Origin of the sequence: Pseudomonas knackmussii B13, from assembly GCF_000689415.1 — a bacterium.
GTDB lineage: Bacteria > Pseudomonadota > Gammaproteobacteria > Pseudomonadales > Pseudomonadaceae > Pseudomonas > Pseudomonas knackmussii.
In genome coordinates this window covers 4,974,758-4,995,126 of sequence record NZ_HG322950.1, presented here as the reverse complement: position 1 = coordinate 4,995,126, position 20,369 = coordinate 4,974,758, and the positions used below count along the sequence as shown (strand labels likewise).

Annotated in this window: 14 protein-coding genes and 1 tRNA gene; 11 read left to right on the top strand and 4 right to left on the bottom strand. The window is 63.6% G+C overall.

Annotation, left to right across the window (positions count from 1 at the left end; translation table 11 throughout):
* Position 1: 1 nt before the first annotated feature.
* Entirely contained in the window at positions 2-1,705 is a 1,704-nt protein-coding gene (gene pilB / locus PKB_RS23340) for a type IV-A pilus assembly ATPase PilB (RefSeq protein WP_043254947.1), read from the bottom strand.
* Positions 1,706-1,932: 227 nt separating this feature from the next.
* Between pilB and PKB_RS23335 the strand changes: the two genes are divergently transcribed.
* From PKB_RS23335 to PKB_RS23315, 5 genes are all read left to right on the top strand, one after another.
* Positions 1,933-2,337 carry a pilin gene (locus PKB_RS23335; RefSeq protein ID WP_043254945.1) on the top strand — a complete coding sequence of 135 codons (405 nt, stop codon included), beginning with the start codon at positions 1,933-1,935 and terminating at the stop codon, positions 2,335-2,337.
* 197 nt (positions 2,338-2,534) lie between these two features.
* Positions 2,535-4,283: a sulfatase-like hydrolase/transferase gene (locus tag PKB_RS23330; protein ID WP_167333376.1), complete on the top strand. Its 1,749-nt coding sequence runs from the start codon at positions 2,535-2,537 to the stop codon at positions 4,281-4,283.
* 12 nt (positions 4,284-4,295) lie between these two features.
* Positions 4,296-5,864, top strand: a complete 1,569-nt coding sequence (locus PKB_RS23325) for an O-antigen ligase family protein (protein WP_043254942.1) — start codon at positions 4,296-4,298, stop codon at positions 5,862-5,864.
* A 32-nt stretch (positions 5,865-5,896) separates the two neighbouring features.
* Positions 5,897-5,972, top strand: a tRNA-Thr gene (locus PKB_RS23320).
* A 150-nt stretch (positions 5,973-6,122) separates the two neighbouring features.
* The gene (locus tag PKB_RS23315) at positions 6,123-7,193 is read left to right on the top strand and encodes a diguanylate cyclase (protein WP_242411187.1); all 1,071 of its coding nucleotides are present in this window, start codon (positions 6,123-6,125) and stop codon (positions 7,191-7,193) included.
* On the opposite strand, the gene nadC is transcribed toward PKB_RS23315, so the two are convergent.
* Complete coding sequence (gene nadC / locus PKB_RS23310) at positions 7,194-8,042, bottom strand: carboxylating nicotinate-nucleotide diphosphorylase (protein WP_043254939.1); 849 nt, start codon at positions 8,040-8,042, stop codon at positions 7,194-7,196. It lies immediately after the preceding gene.
* Positions 8,043-8,326: 284 nt separating this feature from the next.
* Between nadC and PKB_RS23305 the strand changes: the two genes are divergently transcribed.
* The 4 genes from PKB_RS23305 to PKB_RS23290 all read left to right on the top strand — a co-directional run bounded on the left by PKB_RS23305 (position 8,327) and on the right by PKB_RS23290 (position 14,347).
* The gene (locus PKB_RS23305) at positions 8,327-10,615 is read left to right on the top strand and encodes a DUF1631 domain-containing protein (RefSeq protein ID WP_043254936.1); all 2,289 of its coding nucleotides are present in this window, start codon (positions 8,327-8,329) and stop codon (positions 10,613-10,615) included.
* Positions 10,616-10,760: 145 nt separating this feature from the next.
* Entirely contained in the window at positions 10,761-11,327 is a 567-nt protein-coding gene (ampD, locus tag PKB_RS23300) for a 1,6-anhydro-N-acetylmuramyl-L-alanine amidase AmpD (RefSeq protein WP_043254933.1), read from the top strand.
* The gene (gene ampE, locus PKB_RS23295) at positions 11,324-12,160 is read left to right on the top strand and encodes a regulatory signaling modulator protein AmpE (RefSeq protein WP_043254932.1); all 837 of its coding nucleotides are present in this window, start codon (positions 11,324-11,326) and stop codon (positions 12,158-12,160) included. The genes ampD and ampE overlap by 4 nt, the downstream gene beginning before the upstream one ends.
* 156 nt (positions 12,161-12,316) lie before the next feature.
* Positions 12,317-14,347, top strand: coding sequence for a methyl-accepting chemotaxis protein (locus tag PKB_RS23290; RefSeq protein ID WP_043254930.1), 2,031 nt, complete (start codon positions 12,317-12,319; stop codon positions 14,345-14,347).
* 194 nt (positions 14,348-14,541) lie between these two features.
* On the opposite strand, the gene PKB_RS23285 is transcribed toward PKB_RS23290, so the two are convergent.
* Positions 14,542-15,321 carry a TatD family hydrolase gene (locus PKB_RS23285; protein WP_043254929.1) on the bottom strand — a complete coding sequence of 260 codons (780 nt, stop codon included), beginning with the start codon at positions 15,319-15,321 and terminating at the stop codon, positions 14,542-14,544.
* 5 nt (positions 15,322-15,326) lie between these two features.
* A complete protein-coding gene (cra, locus tag PKB_RS23280; RefSeq protein ID WP_043254927.1) occupies positions 15,327-16,319 on the bottom strand; it encodes a catabolite repressor/activator in 993 nt (330 codons plus the stop codon).
* Between the two features lie 229 nt (positions 16,320-16,548).
* Between cra and ptsP the strand changes: the two genes are divergently transcribed.
* Positions 16,549-19,428, top strand: coding sequence for a phosphoenolpyruvate--protein phosphotransferase (gene ptsP / locus PKB_RS23275; protein WP_043254925.1), 2,880 nt, complete (start codon positions 16,549-16,551; stop codon positions 19,426-19,428).
* Positions 19,428-20,357, top strand: a complete 930-nt coding sequence (gene pfkB / locus PKB_RS23270) for a 1-phosphofructokinase (protein ID WP_043254924.1) — start codon at positions 19,428-19,430, stop codon at positions 20,355-20,357. The genes ptsP and pfkB overlap by 1 nt, the downstream gene beginning before the upstream one ends.
* Positions 20,358-20,369: the final 12 nt, after the last annotated feature.

The window sequence follows — 20,369 nt, the reverse complement described above, 5'->3', positions numbered from 1 at the left end:
ATTAATCCTTGGTCACGCGGTTGACTTCCTCGAGGCTGGTGATGCCATTCATGGCTTTCAGCAGGCCCGAGGTGCGCAGATCATTGAAGCCTTCTTTGCGGGCTTGTTCGGCGATCTGAATGGAGTTGCCTTCCTCCATGATAATCCGCTGCAGCGCCGGCGTGATTTTAACCACTTCATAAATACCCACGCGGCCCTTGTAGCCACCGTTGCAATTTTCACACCCCACTGGCGAGTAGAGCTTGAAGGTGCCGATCTTGTCTTCCGGGAAGCCTTCATGGAGCAGGGCTTCGCGCGGAACTTCGTGCTCCTTCTTGCAAGCCGAACACAACTTGCGTGCCAGACGCTGGGCAATGATCAGGTTGACCGAGGTAGCCAGGTTGAACGAGGCCACGCCCATGTTCAGCAGGCGGGTCAGGGTTTCCGCGGCGCTGTTGGTGTGCAGGGTGGACATCACCATGTGCCCGGTCTGCGCGGCCTTGATCGCGATCTCGGCGGTTTCCAGGTCGCGGATCTCGCCGACCATGATCACATCCGGGTCCTGCCGCAGAAACGCGCGCAAGGCTGTGGAGAAATCCATGCCCTGCTTGGGATTCACGTTGACCTGGTTGATGCCTTCCAGGTTGATCTCCACCGGGTCTTCAGCAGTGGAAATGTTGATGTCCGGGGTATTGAGGATATTCAGGCCGGTATACAGGGATACCGTCTTGCCCGAACCGGTGGGGCCGGTTACCAGGATCATGCCTTGTGGCTGTTTCAGCGCCTCCAGATAGAGTTGCTTCTGGTTGTCCTCGTAGCCCAATGCGTCAATGCCCATTTGCGCGCTGGCCGAGTCGAGAATCCGCATCACGATCTTCTCGCCCCACAGGGTGGGCAGAGTGTTGACCCGGAAGTCGATGGACTTGGTCTTCGACACTCGCATCTTGATGCGGCCGTCCTGCGGCTTGCGGCGCTCGGAAATGTCCAGCCCGGCCATGACCTTCAAGCGTGCGGAGATACGGCTGGCCAACTGGATCGGCGGCTTGGCGACCTCGTGCAGCATGCCGTCGGTGCGGAAGCGCACGCGGTAGATCTTTTCGTAGGGTTCGAAGTGCAAGTCTGATGAGCCGCCTCGGATGGCATCCAGCAGCATCTTGTTGACGAAGCGCACTACGGGAGCGTCGTCGGCGTCGCCGCCAATGCTCTCTTCCTTACGCTCTGCGTCGCCACTCTCGATATCCAGTCCTTCCAGGTCGACGTCGGCGAGAGAATCTAGCCCTCCTGTGGGACTTTCGAAGAGTTTTTCGATGGCATCGCCGAGTTTGTCGTCCTCAACCAGTATGGCCTCGGTGGTCAGGCCCGTGCTGAACTGGACATCGGTGACGGCCTGGTGGTTGGTGGGGTCGGACAAGCCAACGAACAGCTTGTTGCCTCGGCGCCACAATGGAATGACCCGGTGTTGTCGCACCAGCTTTTCGCTGACCAGATCTTTGGGAATGCTATCTCTATCGATACTGCCCAAATCGAAATAGGCGATGCCGAACTGGTCGGCGGCCAGTTCGGTCAGCGGGCGGCTCTTGACCAGCTTGTTCTGCACCAGATAGGTCACCAGCGATAGCTTGTTGCGCTGTGCCTGCTGCTGAGCCTGTTGCGCACTCTTCTCATCGAGCAGCTCGGCAATCACCAGTTGGCGGGCGAGACCGGAGAGGACGACTTGATCGTTCATGGAGGAAGGGCCGAAAGAAAATGTGCAGTTCTTATAACTCACCTGCCATTTAGTGCCAAATGCCTGCCCAGGGAGTGCCATTTTTTGTCAGTTGTTGCCGGTTCGGGCTCGCCAGCTGACTTGTGATGGACTGTTGACGCTGGAATTCGCGCTATTTCGGTTTTGGCACAGCTTGTGCTTTGATCCAGTCAGGTCGACAGACCGTACCCCATTCCAAGGAGAGTTATATGAACGCTCAGAAAGGCTTTACCCTGATCGAACTCATGATCGTGGTTGCGATCATCGGTATCCTGGCTGCCATCGCTCTGCCGGCCTATCAGGACTACACCATCCGTGCCCGTGTATCGGAAGCTCTGGTTCTGGCATCTGGCGTCAAGGCCACAGTTGGTGAGAATATCGCGAGCAATAACAAGATTGATGCAAACTCTTGTAAGGGCTTCACTGATATCACTACTGCTACTGATAACGTTTCGTCGGTGAAGTGTGATACTGGCGAGATTACTGTAGTGACCACTGCTAAGGCGGGCGGCGTCACTCTGACGCTGACTCCTAGCCAAGCCTCTGGCGGCCCTGTCACCTGGAAGTGTGCTACTACTTCTGATGCTAAGTACGTTCCGGCTGAGTGCCGTTAATAAGGCATAGCCTTATCGGTATTCGAAGACGCCCTGCCATGCAGGGCGTTTTTCTTTTGTACGGTGTAAGTTCGATAAAGCAGGTGCTAATAGTGGCATTTAAAAGGTGGATAGCGTGGGGCGGGTTCCTTGGCTTGTACTTCCTCCCCATGCTTCTGGAGCCTAGTCCACTTTCAATTGGCGATTCGCGGGTGCGAATGCTCCTGGATGAAGCGCTATTATCACCAACAGTGCGGGAAGACCTGCTGCTTTTCCTGATGACGAACACCATCCTTTGTGCCGCTGCTCTGGCTTGCTTTACTTGGCTGGCGCGCGGATTAGCCAGATTGCTGGGTGTCTCTCCAGCACTTTCCTTATTGGTTGCCTTGCTTTTCGGATGGATGTTGCTTGTATCCACCAATGCTTGGTTTTTCCCACGCTCCAACTATTCCATCACTTTGTCGACGCTTGACTCTGCCTTGCTCGGCAAGATTCTGCTGGGCATATTCGTTGCGTTGCTGGTGTTCGTCTACATACGCGTATATGGCGCTCGACACTTTAGCGTCCTGGCCGGGGTTTTGATTTGCGGCGGCTTTTCTCTGGGGCTGTTAAGTCTTTCGGGGGCAGTGTCGATCAACGCTACCAGCAAGCGAAACGTCATTATCATCGGCGTGGACTCTCTATCGGGAGATGTATTCGATCGGAGTCTTGATCTACTGCCAAATCTCGCGCAGGAAACGGTTCATGCTACCCATTACACGAGAGCTTACACGCCATTGGGGCGTACTTTCCCAGCATGGGTCTCTTTGCTGAGTGGTCGCTCGCCTAGCGAGCACGGTGCCGTTTTCAACTTGCGCAACATGGATCATGTGCAGAAAGACGGTTTATTGCCGGCCGAACTGCGGAGTAAAGGCTATCGTGCGGTGTTTGCCATCGATGAGCGGCGTTTCTCCAATATTGATGAGAGCTTCGGTTTCGATCAGGTTGTTGGGCCCAAACCAGGGGTACTGGATTTTGTTCTGCAGGCACCGACTGACACGCCATTGAACAATCTACTGCTTCAGACTCGGCTGGGGCGAATTTTGCTGCCGTACTCCTATATCAACTCGGCAGCCCATACCAACTATTCGTCGGACGGTTTTGTTCAGTCGGTGCTCAATTCTTCCACGGTCGATAGACCGCTGTTTCTGGCGGTTCACTTCGAGTCAGCACATTTCCCATTCAAAACCAGGCATGCACGAGCGAAGGTGCAGCGCGAGAATTCGTTCTTGGCGCAGCAGTTGGAGGCGCTGACTGCTGTTGATCATCAGGTTGGGCAATTGATGAGTGGCTTGCGCAAAAAAGGCATGCTCGATGATGCGCTTGTGTTGGTTCTATCCGATCACGGCGAAGGGCTTGGGGACGTGGAGTCCGTTGTCATGCTCGATGGCCAGCCCGTGCAGATTTCCGGCTTTGGGCATGGGGCCAATATCCTGAGTGATCGACAAAACCGCATCGTGCTTGCCGCGACCACTTACAAAAATGGCCGGCCTGTTACGAGTTCCTCATCTGTTTCTGAGCAGGTATCGCTTCTCGATGTGCGTGGTGCTGTTGAGGGGTATGTGCGCACCGGAGAATTTACGCTAACGCCCCAGGACGCCTGTCTGGTGGTGGAAACCGGTATTCGGTTCCATGCAACTAGCGACTACAGAACTGTCAGCGAAGTGGAAATTGCCCAACAAGCCGCCTCCTACTACGAGGTCGATGCACAAGGGCGTCTGCGCATTCGCGAGGATCGTATAGGAGAGCTGTTGGCCTCCAAGGATATCGGCCTGCGCTGCCGTGATCGGATCACCTGGTATGAAGCGGCCAGTCAACGCATCCTGAGCGTCAGCCTCGATGAAAAGGGCATTCCCGCCCAGCAGCAATTGCCTCGAGACGAGGATGTCGCGAGAATAGTGGCATATCGGAATCGGTATGTTCACTAAGGTGGAATCTCCATGGATGGAGTGGTGCGGCTGGGCAAGGGCTCGGCCATCTCGGGTTGGTCCGTTGTAGGTACTTTTGCTTTCCTCGGGCTTTTCCTTCAGGCCTCGCTTGAGCTCTTCTATTTCCCTCCGATCACAGCATTCCAGTTGTTCCTGCTGGGTGTATCCGTATGGCGCGCCGTACCCGACGTCTCGCGGTCGGCCGGGTTCGGCCTTGCTGGCATGTGGCTGCTTTCTTTGTTCGGCGGATTGCTGCCCATCCTCTCCGAGCGACTAGAGCCTTGGTCCTGGCTGGTCCTACAGTTCCTGTTGGCCCATGCGCTTTGGCTGATAGTGCTTCTCTGGCGTATGGCCCGTTTCGAAGCTCATACGGCCAGGCGTTGTTTTCGTGCGTCGCTGATTCTTCTCTTTTCCTGGTTGCTGCTGGGGACCGGCAGCGATCTCCAGCGCTTCCATCGAGAGATTCTGTTGTTCGAATCCTTCAGCGTGGTGCTGGGGCTGATCGCCTTCGGTCTAGGCGCGAGGGCCGCGGAAGCATTGGCGGCGTGGCTGCTCGCGGTGCTGCTGGTCCAACTTCCCTCGACCTTCGCAGCAGTGCAATCGGGTACCGGAGCCATCAGTGCCTGGCGTGCGCTCGAGGTCCTGGGTCATATCGCTTTCGCTGGCTGCCTGCTTGGCTGGTTTCGACACGACGCCAAGGCGCCGTTGTGGGTCGCCTCCGGCCTGGCTGCAATGGCGATCATTTATCTGGTCGTCGTTTCGGTCTTCTGGCTTCGCCTTGAGGAGCCGTCCATGTACGACTGGTTCCTCAATCCGCCATTGTTCAAACATATCCGCCACATCGGGTATTTCCTCTGTCCCGCCATAATCCTTTGCCTGTGGGCTTTCCTGGCTTGCGAAGGCAGAGCATTTCTACTGTTCTGGCTGGCCTATGTCGTTGCCGCTGGCCTCTTGCTCTGGTCGGGTGGGCGTGGTGCATTCGTCGCTTCCGCCGCTGGTGTGGCTTTCATGCTGTTCGCTTTCCGCGGGTTCTATTCATCGCAAAGACTCCGCTGGGCGCTGATCGGGCTTTTGCTGGCGCTGCTTCTAGCGGCTCTGTTTCCTGTCTATGACTCAGGGCTGGGGTGGCTATCCGCGCTAGCGCGTTCGGAGGAGGCCAGTACGGTCAACTCCCTTAGCACTGGGCGCCTGCGAATCTGGTCATTGCAGTGGAAGTTGGTCGTTGAAAAGCCCTGGTTCGGCTGGGGTGGCGATGTCATCAACGAGTTCTTTGCTAGAAAGCGATTCGTCCAAGCGCACAACGCTTTTCTGCAGTTGCTGGTCGAGTGGGGGATTGCAGGGCTGCTGGTCATCGGCGGCGGTCTGGCGACTCTACTGGTGAAAGCGCGATTTCCGCTGCGTTCAGTCGATTCGCTTTTCGACAGGCGAGTGCTCGGTGGTGCCCTTGTCATCGCGCTGCTGGCACTCTCGATGGTCGACGGTGTGCTTTATCACGCCATGCCCTCCATTCTCCTGACGCTGGGGTATGCAATGTTGCTGAGCGGGCGGGAATCTAGGGCCCATTCCGAGGCAATTGCCTAGCAGGGGGGCTGATGTTAATTTAGCGCCCCGCCGCCGGTGTAGCTCAGTCGGTAGAGCAGCTCATTCGTAATGAGAAGGTCGGGGGTTCGATTCCTCTTACCGGCACCAGCTTCAACAGAAAGCCCCGCTTTGGCGGGGCTTTCTGCTTTCTGGCTGCCCTGTTTTCACTGCTTCCCGCTGGTTGGCTGTCGAATTGCCATCAGGGCCCGGACTATACTGCCGCAGCCTTTGATGCATCCGTAGGGGATGGAGCGGTCGGTGAAGCAGTCGAGCGAAAGCGCCAGGTTCAGTCGTTCCTTTGCCCGACGCGTGCTTTTGCCGCGGGCCATCGGTTTGGCGGTCGGGTTCTTCTGTGTGGCGGCGGTGATCTGGGAGCAGGGACGGTCGGCCTGGGTCTGGGCGCTGCTGTTGTGGTTCTGCTTCCTGTGGCCGCAGGTGGCTTACCAGATCTCGTCACGTTCGGCTTCAGTGAAGGTGCTGGAGCGGCGGTTCGTGCTTTTCGACTCGCTGATGGGCGGCTTCTGGATCGGCACCATCCAGTTCAATGTGCTGCCTTCGGTCATGATGTTGTCCATGCTCGCGATGAACAATACGGCCAACGGCGGTGCGCGCCTGGTGGTCAATGGCTTCCTGCTGCAGGCGGTCGGCATGCTGGTTGCGGGGCTACTGTTCGGTTTCGGCTTCTCTCCTTACACGTCCCAGGCCGTTCTCTACGCGTGCATTCCTATGTTGGTCATCCACCCGATGACCATTGGCCTCGTGCTCTACCAACTCGCCATCCAGTTGTCGAAGCACAAGAAGGCGCTGCGCGACCTGAGTCGCACGGACAGCCTCACGCAGCTGTTCAATCGCGGCTACTGGAAGGAGCGCCTGCAGCAGGAGTTCGAGCATTGCCGGCAGTCGCGGCAGGATGCCTCGCTGGCGGTGATAGATGTCGACCACTTCAAGGCCGCCAACGACCGGCACGGCCACGTGGTGGGCGACCTGGTGCTGCGCCGGTTGAGTGAATTCATTCGGCAGCACCTGCGGGCCGAGGACCTTGCCGGGCGCTTCGGCGGCGACGAGTTCTGCATCCTGCTGCCGCGGGTGAAGCCGGAGGCCGCGCGCGATGTGCTGGAGCGGCTGCGTCGTGAACTGATCGCGCAGCAGTGGGAGAACGTGCCGGAGTTGCGCGTCAGCCTGAGCATCGGCATCGCCGGCTTCGATCCGGCGATGCAGGACTCGACCGAGTGGCTGCGCCGTGCGGACCAGGCGCTCTACGAGGCCAAGGGGCAGGGGCGCGACCGCATCGTGCTCGCCTCCGCGGCGGAGACAAGCTGTCGGGCCTGATTACAGGCTCAGCCGCATCGACAGGTCGAGCGCCTTGACGTCCTTGGTCAGGGTGCCGAGGGAGATGTAGTCCACGCCGGTTTCGGCGATGGTGCGCAGGGTGCTTTCGTCGATGCCGCCCGAGGCTTCGAGCTTGGCGCGGCCGGCGCTTTGGCGGACGGCGGTGCGCATGTCTTCGAGGCTCAGTTCGTCGAGCATGATGATGTCGGCGCCGGCATTCAGGGCCTGGTCGAATTCCTGCAGGTCTTCCACTTCCACTTCCACCGGCTTGCCGGGGGCAATGCGGCGGGCTTCCTGGATGGCTGCTGCGATGCCGCCGCAGGCTGCGATGTGGTTTTCCTTGATCAGGAAGGCGTCGTACAGGCCGATGCGGTGGTTGTGGCAGCCGCCGCAGGTTATTGCGTACTTCTGTGCCAGGCGCAGGCCGGGCAGGGTCTTGCGGGTGTCCAGCAGTTTCACGCCGGTGCCTTCCACGAGGTCGGCGTAGTGGCGTGCGCGGGTGGCGGTGCCTGAGAGAAGCTGGAGGAAGTTCAGCGCGCTGCGTTCGCCGGTGAGCAGGGCGCGGGCCGGGCCTTGCAGGGTGAACAGGGTCTGGTCGGCGCTGACTTGCTCGCCATCGCGGGCTTTCCATTCCACCCGCACGCTCGGGTCGAGTTGCCGGAACACTTCGTCCACCCAGGCGCAGCCGGCCAGGGTCGCGTCTTCGCGGGTGATGACCCGGGCGCTGGCGCTGCGCTCGGCGGGAATCAGCTGCGCGGTGATGTCGCCGCTGCCGACGTCCTCGGCCAGGGCGGCACGGACGTTGGCCTGGATTTCCCCGGTGAGGTCGGCAAGGGTGAGGTTCGGCATGACGGGCTCCTGTTTCGCGGTGGCGCGATTATACGGGCAGGCGCGGCGCTCGTGTGTTTCGTCGGGGAACGCTGTCGGTAAGAAAGAGTCTGACGGACGGTGACTGAACTTGTGTGAATTTCCTCAAGAATGCGTAAGAAGGGTCTTGGTTGTCATGGAGGCTTCTCTATAATGCGTCTGGGAATTTCTATTTTTGACGCCATACAATTGACGTTACGGACAACGCTTCACTGAACCGTTGTGCCACCGGCAGCCAGAGCCCGGTCGGTGGCAGGAGACTTGCGATGCAGAACGACGCGAACGTAGTGCCGCTGAACAAAGCGGCTCCGGGACAGTCGCCGACTTCTACTGCCGGCCGTCTGCCGGCTGCGCTGGTCACCGTGCGCGACAAGGTCGTCTTGCAGCTGCGCCAAGCCATGCAGGCGCTTTTCGACAACGCCGACGACACCCTCTTCGAGATGGCCGATCGGGCCACCACCAATACCGAGCAGAGCGCCTTCTTCGAGGCGATGCGTGACCTGCGCCTGAAGCGCAAGGGCATCGAGCGCGGCTTCCTGCACAAGCTTGTAGAGAACTTCGCCAACCTCAACCAGTACGAGATCGGCAAGGCGCCGCAGCTGGACGCGGTGTCTTTCGACAACCTGTCGCTGGTGCAGAACGACGAGCTGGAAGAGTCGGTAGCCGTCGATGCCATGGTCAACAAGGTTCTCAGCCGCGACGGCGTGGCCCTGGCGCACCTTACCACGCGCCTGAACACCCTGGTCAGCCGCAAGGTGGAGGACAAGACCAACCCGATGGGCCCGCGCCCGCTGTGCGAGGCGTTCCTCGAGGCTTGTCGCGGCCTGGGCGTGGAGATCAAGGTCAAGCTGATCATCCTCAAGCTGTTCGAGAAGTACGTCCTCAGCGAGGCCGATCAGCTTTACGCCGAAGCCAACCATTCACTGGTGGCCCATGGCGTGTTGCCGGAGCTGAAATCCGCGCCGCTGCGTCGCTCGCCGCAACAGCAGCAACGCACCGCGCAATCGCGCAGTGCTTCCGAATACGTCGCTGAAGGCGCAGCGCTTGCCGATGGCGGCGACTACGTCGACGTCGAGCAACAAGAAGCCTTCGGCACCCTGCAGGCGTTGCTCGCCCAGGCGCGCGGCAGCTTGGCTCCGCGTCGTGCGATGCCCGCCGATGCCATGCCGATTTCCAGCGGCGACCTGATGCGCCTGCTGTCGCACCTGCAATCCCACCTGCCGGTGCAGAGCATCGAGGAAGTCGACGTTCGCCAGCAGCTCGATCACCTGCTCACTCGCGTCAGCAGCAAGAGCGGGCGCTCGCGCGTGGTCGGCCAGGTCGACGAGGACGTCATCAACCTGGTGTCCATGCTCTTCGAGTTCATCCTCGACGACCGCTCCCTGCCGGACTCGCTCAAGGCGCTGATCGGCCGTATGCAGATTCCGATGCTGAAGGTCGCGGTGCTGGACAAGACCTTCTTCAGCCGTGGCAGCCACCCTGCACGCCGCCTGCTCAACGAGATCGCTTCGGCGGCCCTGGGCTGGGCCGAGCAGACCGATCTGCAGCGCGACAGCCTGTACCAGAAGATCGAGCAGGTGGTGATGCGCCTGCTCAACGACTTCGTCGACGACCCGGCGATCTTCGCCGAGCTGCTCGAGGACTTCACCAGCTTCAGCGGTGACGAGCGTCGCCGCAGCGAACTGCTCGAGCAGCGCACCCGCGATGCCGAGGAAGGTCGCGCGCGGGCCGAGATGGCGCGCCAGGAAGTGGAGCATGTGCTCAACCAGCGCCTGTTCGGCCGCACCCTGCCGGAAGTGGTGGTGCGCCTGCTGCAGGAAGCCTGGAGCAAGGTGCTGCTGCTGACTTGCCTCAAGCACGGCATCGAGTCCGAGCAGTGGCAATCGGCCCTGGCGACCATGGACGACCTGATCTGGAGCGTCGAGCCGCACGAGGACCCGGAGTCGCGCATGCGCCTGCTGGAGATGGTGCCGCAGTTGCTCAAGTCGCTGCGTGACGGCCTGGCCAGCGCGGCCTTCGATCCGTTCTCCACCGGCGAGTTCTTCAGCCGCCTGGAAAGCCTGCATGTGCAGGCGTTCCAGCGCTTCAAGCAGGTCGAGGAAGCGCAGGTCGCCGAACCGGCAGCGCTGCTGGACGACGGTATCCCGCTGCTCGACGAAGAAGTCGAGGCGGTGCCGGCAGGTCCGGCGATGGTTGCCGTGGTGGAGGAGATCGTTCTCGTCGCACCGGGCGAAACCCGAGCGCCGGAGCCTGAGGAGCTGCTGGCGGAGGACGACGAGTCGCTGCGCAAGGTCGATGAGCTGCGCGTCGGCAGCTGGGTGGAAATCCAGGAAGACGAGGAGCACAAGCTGCGTTGCAAGCTGGCTGCAGTGATCAAGCCGAGCGGCCGCTACATCTTCGTCAACCGTACCGGCATGAAGGTGCTGGAGAAGACCCGCATGGGCCTGGCCGTGGAGTTCCGCCGCAACGCGGTGCGCCTGCTGGACGATGCCCTGCTGTTCGATCGCGCACTGGAATCGGTGATCGGCAACCTGCGTCGGCTGAAGAACGCCTGATAGGCAGCGACACCTCCCTTGGGGGCGGCCATGCCCGCGCTTCGCGGACAAGGTCCGCTTCTACAGGGTTTTCTCGGTGTGGCTTTCTGCTGTAATTCTCTTCTGTCAGTAGCTGCTTTAGAGTGGGCCCAGCCAAGGAGCCCCTATGCAGTTCGATCCCCAGAGCGGCTGGTGCCAGGGCGTCAGCCACTGCCCCTCGCCGAATTTCAATGCCCGCCCGGAAGGGACGCTCGTGTCCCTGCTGGTCATCCACAACATCAGCCTGCCGCCCGGGCAGTTCGGTACCGGCAAGGTGCAGTGCTTCTTCCAGAATCGCCTGGACGCCAACGAGCATCCCTACTTCGAAAGCATCGCCGCGATGACGGTGTCGGCGCATTTCCTCATCGAGCGCGATGGCAGCGTCTTCCAGTTCGTTTCCTGCAATGAGCGCGCCTGGCATGCAGGAGTTTCCCTCTTCGACGGGCGCGACAACTGCAACGACTTCTCCATCGGCATCGAGCTGGAAGGCACGGACGATGAGCCCTACAGCGACGCGCAATACGCCGCGCTGGGCGAGTTGGCCAGGCAACTGCTGAGCGCCTATCCCGGCATCACCGCCGACCGCATCCGCGGCCACAGCGACATCGCTCCGGGACGCAAGACCGATCCGGGGCCTGCGTTCGACTGGCCGCGCTTTCTCGCTTCGCTCGACTCGCCCAAGGAGTCCGCATGAGTTTCATCGTGTTGTTGCTGGTCCTGCTGGTAGAGAAATTTTCTGGCTGGCGCCTGCGTCTGCAGCGGGACGGTCTCTTTGTCGGCTGGCTGCGGCGGGTAGAAGGCATGCCTGCGCTAGCTTCGCGCCCTTGGCTCGGGCTGCTGGTCCTGCTGCTGGTGCCGCTGTTGCTGTTGGCGCTGCTGCTGACCGTGCTGCAGCCGGTGGCCTACGGGCTGCTGGCGCTGCCGGTGCACCTGCTGGTGGTGGTCTGGAGCCTGGGGCGTGGCGATGTGCACCGGGCCATCGGGCCGTTCCGCGACGCCTGGCGCCGTGAGGATGTGCAGGGCGCCTACCATGTTGCCGAGCGTGACCTGGGCGTGCAGGCGGACAACGACGGCGAGCTCTTCGCCCAGGTCCACGGCATGTTGGTCTGGCAGGCGTTCCAGAGCTTCTTCGCGGTGATCTTCTGGTATGCGCTGCTCGGTCCGCTGGCGGCGCTGGTCTACCGCCTGCTGGCGCTGAGCGTCGAGCATGCTTCGCACACGGAAATCCGTGAGCGTGCCGCGCAAGTGCGCCACGCCTTCGACTGGCTGCCGGCCCGCGCCCTGGTGCTGAGCTTCGCCCTGGTCGGCAACTTCGTCGCGGTGGGGCGCATCCTGCTGCACGACCTGCTCGCCTGGGACGTGCCGGCGGCGCGCCTGCTTGCGGCGGCCGGTTATGTCGCCGAAGACGTCAACGACAGCGACCTGGGCGCACGCGGTGTTGCCAGCCTCGATGCCCTTTGGCAACTGCTGGTTCGCGCGGCCCTGCTCTGGTACTCGATCTTCGCCCTCGAGGCACTGTTCTTCTGAGCAGTGCCGCACGTCGCCCGTGATGGCCCTTTAACCTTAAGTTACAGAACTGCCTGCCGATATCGGTTACACAGGGGCCTGCGCGCGTTCGGGGTGTGACCGAACACCGCTAGAAAATCCTGACAAGAACAATAAAGTGAACAGGAGTCGTCTTACGTGAAGACAGTGCTCGCCCCCGCCATCGCGCTGATGAACCGCCTGAGCTTCGGTATGAAGTTCAGCCTGATCAGCGTGTTGTTCTTCCTCCCGATGCTGGTTACCAACTTCTACCTGGTGCGTGATTCGTATCGGCAGTTCGTTTCGACGCGCGCCGAATTGCAGAGTCTCCAGCTGATTGCCTCCAGCCTGCAGATGCGCCGCGATGCCGAGGCCTTCAACGACCTGTTGCAGATCAACGTCAGCCTCGGCCAGGCCAAGCGCACCAACGACCTCGACAGCCGCATCACGCACTTGCAGCAAGGCCTGCAAGAGTCGCTGAACGGGATGCAGCCGGTCGTGCAGGATGCCGACCAGGTGGACGCCTTCAATGCCAAGCGCGACGAGCTGCTCAATGCGCTCAAGGCGCTGGTCGCCGAAGGCGCGCTGCAGAGCAAGGCGGCCATGGCCGGGCATCTGCTCTCCAGCATCCAGGTGTTCAACAAGATGCTTGTCAGCCAGGCTGGATTGAGCCAGGACGACAGCGGCGAAGTGCGCCAGCTCGCCGAACTGATCACGGCTGTGACGCCCAAGGTCAGCGAAACCATCAGCCGCGGCCGCGTCATTGGCTCCGGTGCCCTGGGGCAGGGCTTCCTCAACTCTTCCTCTTCGAGCAAGTTCGATGACCTCCTGCAGGATCTCGAGAAGCTGCATGGCGATTACGGGCTCAAGGTCCAGGAAGTGCTCGACTCCAGCCCCGCCGCGCACGCCGCGCTGGGCGAGCAGGCCGTGGCCAGCCGCGAGACGCTGAAGAGCCTCGGCAAGTTCTTCGAGGAGAAGGTCGTGATGGCCGACACCCTCGACATGCCCTGGACGCAGTTCTACGACCAGGTCAGCCAGGCCATGGACCAGACCTACCATCTCAACGACAAGGTGCTCGGCTACCTCGACACCCAGCTGCAGCAGCGCCTGGCCAGCAAGAAGGCCCAGATGGTCCTGCTGGTGGTGGCCCTGCTGGTGGTGTTCCTCGCCATCGTCTACCTCTACGGCGGCTTCTACGTTTCCACCCGTTCGACCCTGAAGAGCCTGGGCAAGATGATGGAGCGCGTCGCCGCCGGCGACATGACCGTCAACTACCAGGCGCAGAGCCGAGACGAGCTGGGCGAGCTGGGCCAGGCGTTCAACGAGACGGTGCGCAAGATCCACGACCTCATCGAACAGGTTGGCCGCACCGTGTCGGAAGTGGAGCGGCAGACCGAGCGCGTGGAGTCGGTGTCGACCCAGAGCAACCAGGCGGTGGCCGGCCAGCGCAACCAGATCGAGCAGGTCGCCACGGCGATGAACCAGATGGCGGCGACCGCCCAGGAAGTGGCGCGCAGCGCCGCGGCCGCGGTGGGCAGCGCGCACAGCGTGAACGAGGAAACCGTCAGCGGACGCAACCTGGTGGATTCGCAGGTCAACAGCATCCAGCGCCTGGCCGCCGAGCTCGACCAGTCGGTGACGGTGATCAACCAGCTGGCGGCCGACAGCGCTTCCATCAGCCGCGTGCTCGACGTGATCAAGGGTGTTGCCGAGCAGACCAACCTGCTGGCGCTCAACGCCGCCATCGAGGCGGCGCGCGCCGGTGAGCAGGGCCGCGGCTTCGCGGTGGTGGCCGATGAAGTACGCACCCTGGCCAAGCGCACCCAGCAATCCACCGAAGAAATCGAGCAGATGATCGACAAGCTGCAGAGCGGTGTGAACGCGGCGGTGAAGGCGATGGGCAGCAGTCACCAGACCGCTGACGGTACCGTCAGCCAGTCCACCCAGGTGCAACAGGCGCTGGAGAACATCCTCGGTTCGGTCGGCATGATCGTCGACCAGAACCAGCAGATTGCCGCTGCCGCCGAGCAGCAGACCGCGGTGGCCCACGACATCGACCAGAACATCGTCGAGATCAACCAGGCCGGCGAGCGCACCGCCGAAGGCGCCAGCGAGACCGAGCGGGCCAGTCGCGAACTGGCCGGCCAGGTGGTCGAGCTGAAGCGCCTGATCGGTGCCTTCCGCGTCTGACCCAGGGTTTTCGCTTGCAACCCGGCATCCGTGGTTCCGCACGGATGCACCCCATCCCACGGATGCCGGGTTGTTGGTGAAAGTAGCGATGCGCACGATTCATGTAGGAGCGAGCTTGCTCGCGAACCGCATGACACCGATGCCGCCGATGAAGCCCCTTCGCGAGCAAGCTCGCTCCTACGAAAAGCGGTTCTTCAGCTCCAGCCGAACACTTCCCGCGCGTTTTGCGTGCTGGCCGCGGCCAGTTCTTCCGCACTCACACCCCTTAGTTCCGCCAATGCTTCGCAGATCGCCGGCAGGTGCTCGGGGCTGTTTCTTTGTCCGGGGTACATCGCTGGCGCCATGTCCGGCGCGTCCGTCTCCAGCACTATCGCTTCCAGCGGCAACTCCGCGACCACCTTGCGCAGGCGGTTGGCTTGCGGCCAGGTCGGCGCGCCGCCCAGCCCCAGGCGGAAGCCGAGCTTGAGGTATTCGCGGGCTTCTTCGCGGCTGCCGGCGAAGGCGTGGACGATGCCCCGGCGTGGCACGCGCAGACGCTTGAGCGTGGCGATCACCGCCGCGTGCGAACGGCGCACGTGCAGCAGCACCGGTAGCTCGACATCGATTGCGATGCGCAGCTGTTCTTCGAACAGCGCCTGCTGCGCTTCGCGGTCGAGTTCTTCGACGTAGTAGTCCAGGCCGATCTCGCCCACCGCGCACAGCTTCGGGTGCCCGGCCAGGCGTTGCAGCATGTCGCGCAGGTCCCGCAGATGCTCGGGCTTGTGCTGCGCCAGGTAGATCGGATGCAGGCCGAGCGCGGCGTGCAGTTCGGTGTGTTGTTCGGCCAGCTCGATCACCCGCTCCCAGTTCTCGCGGAACACGCCCAGCAGCACCTGGCGCTCCACGCCCAGCGCGCGGCAGCGCTCGAGCAGGGCAGGGCGGTCGGCGTCGAAGTCGGGGAAGTCGATGTGGTTGTGGGTGTCGATCAGGCGCATGGCGCTTACTCGGCGCGCAGTTTCAGGGTGCGCGGAATCGGCTGCACGCCCGGTTGGTAGTGCGCGTCCTCGATGGCGCCCAGCGCCAGTTGCAGGACGCGCTCGGCGATCAGCCCGTGCTGCTGGGAAATCGCGTTGACCTTCAGCGGCACGAAATCGAGCAGCTGGGTGTCGCCGAAAGTGGCCAGGCGCAGGTCCTTCGGCCAGCCGCCGGGCAGCGCCTGGAATACGTCGAAGACGCCTTCGAGCAATACGTAGGACGTGGTGATGAGCGCATCGGGCAGGTAGCCCAGGCGCTGCAGCAGGTCATCCATCAACTGGCGTCCGCATTCACGGCTGAAGTTCGCCCCGTGCTCGATGAAGCGCTTGCCGGCGAAGCCCCGCGTGGCCAGTTCGAATCCGGCTGCGCGCTCCTGGCTGATGATCAGTTCGGGGCGGGCGCCGAGCAGGGCGATGTGACGCGGCGTCGGTTGCAGCAGGGTGCTGGTGAGGCGCCGGGCGGCGTCGCGGTCGTCGCTGACCACCGAGCAGAAGCGTTGCGGATCGAGCTGGCGGTCCACGGCGATCACCGGCACGCCCTTGGCCAGCAACTGCCGGTGGGCCTCGTCGTCGGCCGGCAGGCAGCTGGCGACTATCAGTGCGTCGCAACGCCGTGCGCGGAACAGGTTCAGCGCCTGGCGCTCGCTTTCCGGTTCGTCGTCGGAGCAGGCGATCAGCAACTGGTAACCGCGCGCCCGGGCGCCCTGTTCGAGCAGCTTGGCCAGGCGCGCGTAGCTGGGGTTTTCCAGGTCCGGGAGGATGAAACCGAGGGTGCGCGTCTGCCCCCGGCGCAGGCTCGCGGCCTGCTGGTCGGGGTGGTAGCCGTGCTCGTCGATCACCGCGCGCACGCGCTCCACCGTGGCCGCGCTGATGCGCCGTTGCACGGCCTTGCCGTTGATCACGTAACTGGCGGTGGTCACCGAGACCCCGGCCAGGCGAGCGATATCACTGAGTTTCAACGGGTACCCCTGACACTTGCCGACAACTGGAGGCTTCCAAGGATCACGCATTATCGAGTAACGTGCCAGTCTCAATAGGTGAAACGATTCAGCAAAGCGCTTCCCCTCGCCTGGACCGGCCTATGCTGGTCAATCGGGGACAGCGCGAAGGCTGTTCACCACACAAGCGGATGACCGCCCCGTTACGGCCGCCCCGGCTCCTGCCCGGCGTGCCGCTGAGGAGAACGATGTGCTCGAACTGACCGCGCAGCAGGTCCGCATGCAACAGCGGGCCGCGGACAAGCCGACCGCCCTTGAACTGCTCTGCCGGGCCCTGGAAGCCGACGGCCTGGTCGAACCGGGCTACCTCGCCGGCCTGCAGGCGCGCGAGGCGCAGGGCTCCACTTACCTGGGCCAGGGCATCGCGATCCCCCACGGCACGCCGCAGACCCGCGACCTGGTGGTGCGTACCGGTGTGCGCCTGCTGCACTTCCCCGAAGGCGTCGACTGGGGCGATGGCCAGATCGTCTACTTGGCGATCGCTATAGCCGCGCGCTCCGACGAGCACCTGAACCTGTTGCAGCTGCTGACCCGCGCCCTGGGCGAAGGCGACACCGGCGCGCAGCTGCGCGGGGCGCAGACCGCCGATCAACTGCTCGCGGCCCTGAGCGGTGGCGCCGGAACGCTGGCGCTCGACTCCAGCCTGGTTGGCCTGCAGCAGAGCGCCGAAGACCTCGACGAACTCCTGCTGCTCGCCGCGCGCCGGCTGAAAGCCGCCGGTTGCGCGGAAAGCGGTTTTCTCGCGGCGCTGCAGCAGGGCGAGGCGCTGTACCTGGGCAATGCAATCTGGTGGCTGAGCGGTGGCGACAAGGTCAGCCGGCCGGGCCTCGCCTTCGTCACGGCCCAGCGCGAACTGCAGCATGCCGGCCAACCGCTGCGTGGCCTGTTCTGCCTGGCTGAGCATGGCGACGCGGCGCGTCCCGTGCTCGACCGCCTCTGCTCGTTGCTGGTGGAAGGGCGCGGCGCTGAACTGGCCAACAGCACTTCGCCGCGCGCCGTGCTCGAAGCACTCGGCGGCGAGTTGCCGGTGGACTGGCCGAGCCTGCGTGTGCCGCTGGCCAACCCGCACGGTCTGCACGCACGGCCGTCGCAGGTGCTGATGTCGATGGCTCGCGACTTCAGCGGCGAGTTGCGTGTGCGCGTCGCCGACAGCGATGCTGCGCCGGTGTCGATTCGCAGCCTCAGCAAGCTGCTCAGCCTGGGCGCTCGCCGTGGGCAGATCCTGGAGTTCTTTGCCGAACCCGAGATTGCCGAGGTCGCGCTTCCCGCGCTGCGCGAGGCGGTGGAGCAAGGCCTGGGCGAGGAGGTGATGCCCCTGCCCGCCGATGCGATGCCGGCAACCGTGGTTGCCGCTGCGCCGGAAGAGCCGCCGCAGGCTCTGGCCAGTGGCGAGTGGCTGGCGGCCATCGCCGCAGCACCGGGCATCGCTAGCGGGCCCGCGCACCTGCAAGTCACCCGGCGCTTCAGCTATGCGCCGCGCGGCGAATCCAGCGAACGCGAGGCGCTGCGGCTGAATGAGGCCAAGGCGGCCATCGCCGACGAGCTCGACACCCTGGTGCAGCGCAGCCAGTCCAAGGCGGTGCGCGACATCTTCGTCACCCACCAGGCCCTGCTCGACGATCCCGAGCTGGCCGCCGAAGTCAGCGAGCGCCTGGTCCACGGCGACAGCGCCGAGGCAGCCTGGGACTCGGTGATCGAACAAGCGGCCAAGCGTCAGGAAGCACTCGGCGATGCCTTGCTCGCCGAACGTGCCGCCGACCTGCGCGACCTCGGTCGCCGCGTGCTGGCGCGCCTGTGCGGCGTGGCGCTGGCGACCGAGCCGGAGCAGCCCTACATCCTGGTCATGGAAGAGGTGGGGCCATCGGATGTGGCGCGCCTAGATCCACAGCGTGTCGCGGGCATCCTCACCGTACGCGGCGGCGCCACCTCGCATAGCGCGATCATCGCGCGCGCCCTGGGCATTCCCGCGCTGGTCGGTGCCGGCGAAGGCCTGCTGCAGTTGCAACCGGGAAGCACCTTGCTGCTCGATGGCGAGCGCGGCCAGTTCATGCTCGCGCCGAGCGCCGAAACGCTTGAGCACGCCTTGCATCAACGCGACCAACAGCAGCGTCGCCGCGAAATTGCCGAAGCGCGCCGCCATGAGCCAGCGCACACCCGTGACGGCCATGCCGTGGAGGTCTGCGCCAACCTCGGCGACAGCGCCGGCGCCGCCACGGCGGTGGCTTTGGGCGCGGAAGGTGTGGGCTTGCTGCGCAGTGAGTTCGTCTTCCTCGACAGCCCCTGCGCGCCCGACCTGGTCGCCCAGGAGGCCGAATACCGCCGCGTACTCGACGCCCTCGACGGACGCCCGCTGGTGGTTCGCACCCTCGACGTGGGTGGCGACAAGCCGCTGCCGTACTGGCCGATCCCACACGAGGCGAATCCCTATCTCGGCGTGCGCGGCATTCGCCTGACGCTGCAGCGCCCGCAAATCTTCGAGACCCAGCTGCGCGCCCTGCTGCGTGCGGCCGACGGACGCCCGCTGCGGATCATGTTCCCGATGGTCGGGCTGGTCGAGGAGTGGCGCCAGGCCCGCGACCTGGCCCTGGCCCTGCGCGCCGAATACGACTGCGCCGACCTGCAGCTCGGCATCATGGTCGAGGTGCCTTCGGCGGCGCTGCTGGCGCCGGTCCTGGCGCGCGAGGTGGACTTCTTCAGCATCGGCACCAACGACCTGACCCAGTACGCGCTGGCCATCGACCGTGGCCACCCGAGCCTCTCGGGGCAAGCCGACGGCCTGCATCCGGCGGTGCTGCAACTGATCGACATGACCGTGCGCGCGGCCCATGCCCACGGCAAGTGGGTCGGCATCTGCGGTGAGCTGGCTGCTGATGCCCAGGCTTTGCCGGTCCTGCTCGGCCTTGGTGTCGATGAACTCAGTGTTTCGGCGCGCAGCATTCCGCTGGTCAAGCAGGGCGTGCGCGAACTCGACCAGGCTCGGGCCCGCGAACTGGCGCAGGCCGCGCTTGGCCTGGCGTCTGCCGGCGAGGTCCGTGCGCTGGTGTCCAAGGCCTTGGGGGAGGATCGCTGATGGCCCGCATCCTGACCCTGACCTTGAACCCGGCGCTGGACCTGACCGTGCGCTTGCCGCGGCTCGAACCGGGCGAGGTGAATCGCAGCGAAGCGGTTATGGCCCAGGCCGCCGGCAAGGGGCTGAACGTCGCCCAGGTGCTTGCCGATCTTGGCCATCAGCTGACCGTGGCCGGCTTCCTCGGTGCCGACAATGCGGCTGCCTTCGATGCGCTTTTCCAGCGCCGGGGCTTTCGCGATGGCTTCGTCCGCGTGCCCGGCGAAACCCGCAGCAACATCAAGCTGGCCGAGCATGACGGGCGCGTTACCGATATCAATGGCCCGGGTCTCCTGGTCGACGCTGGCGCGCAGGAGCTCCTGCTGGATGAACTCGCGCGCCTCGCCGCCGGGCAGGACATTGCCGTGGTCTCCGGCAGCCTGCCGCGTGGCGTCGATCCGCAATGGCTCGCCGAGCTGATCCTGCGCCTCAAGCGGCTCGGGCTGTGGGTGGCTTTCGACAGCAGCGGCGAAGCGCTGCGTCATGGCCTTGCGGCCAAGCCCTGGCTGGTCAAGCCGAACGCCGAGGAGCTGGCTGCCGTGTGCGGTCCGGCGGATGCCGAGGGTGTCGATGCCCAGGCCCGGCAACTGCAGCACGGCGGCATCGAGCATGTGGTGCTTTCGCAAGGCGCCGAGGGTGTTCACTGGTTCGCGCCCGACGCATGCCTGAAGTCGAGCCCTCCGCGCGTGCAGGTTGCCAGCACCGTGGGCGCCGGCGACTCGCTGCTCGCGGCCATGCTCCATGGCCTGCTCGCCGGCTGGCCGGCCGAGCGAGTGCTGCGCCACGCAACGGCGGTCGCGGCGCTGGCTGTCACCCAGTTCGAGTTCGGTGTTGCCGACCCCGTGCGCCTGGCCGAGCTGGAAGGCCAGGTCGTGGTGTCCGCGCTCGATTGATTCGCCATCCGC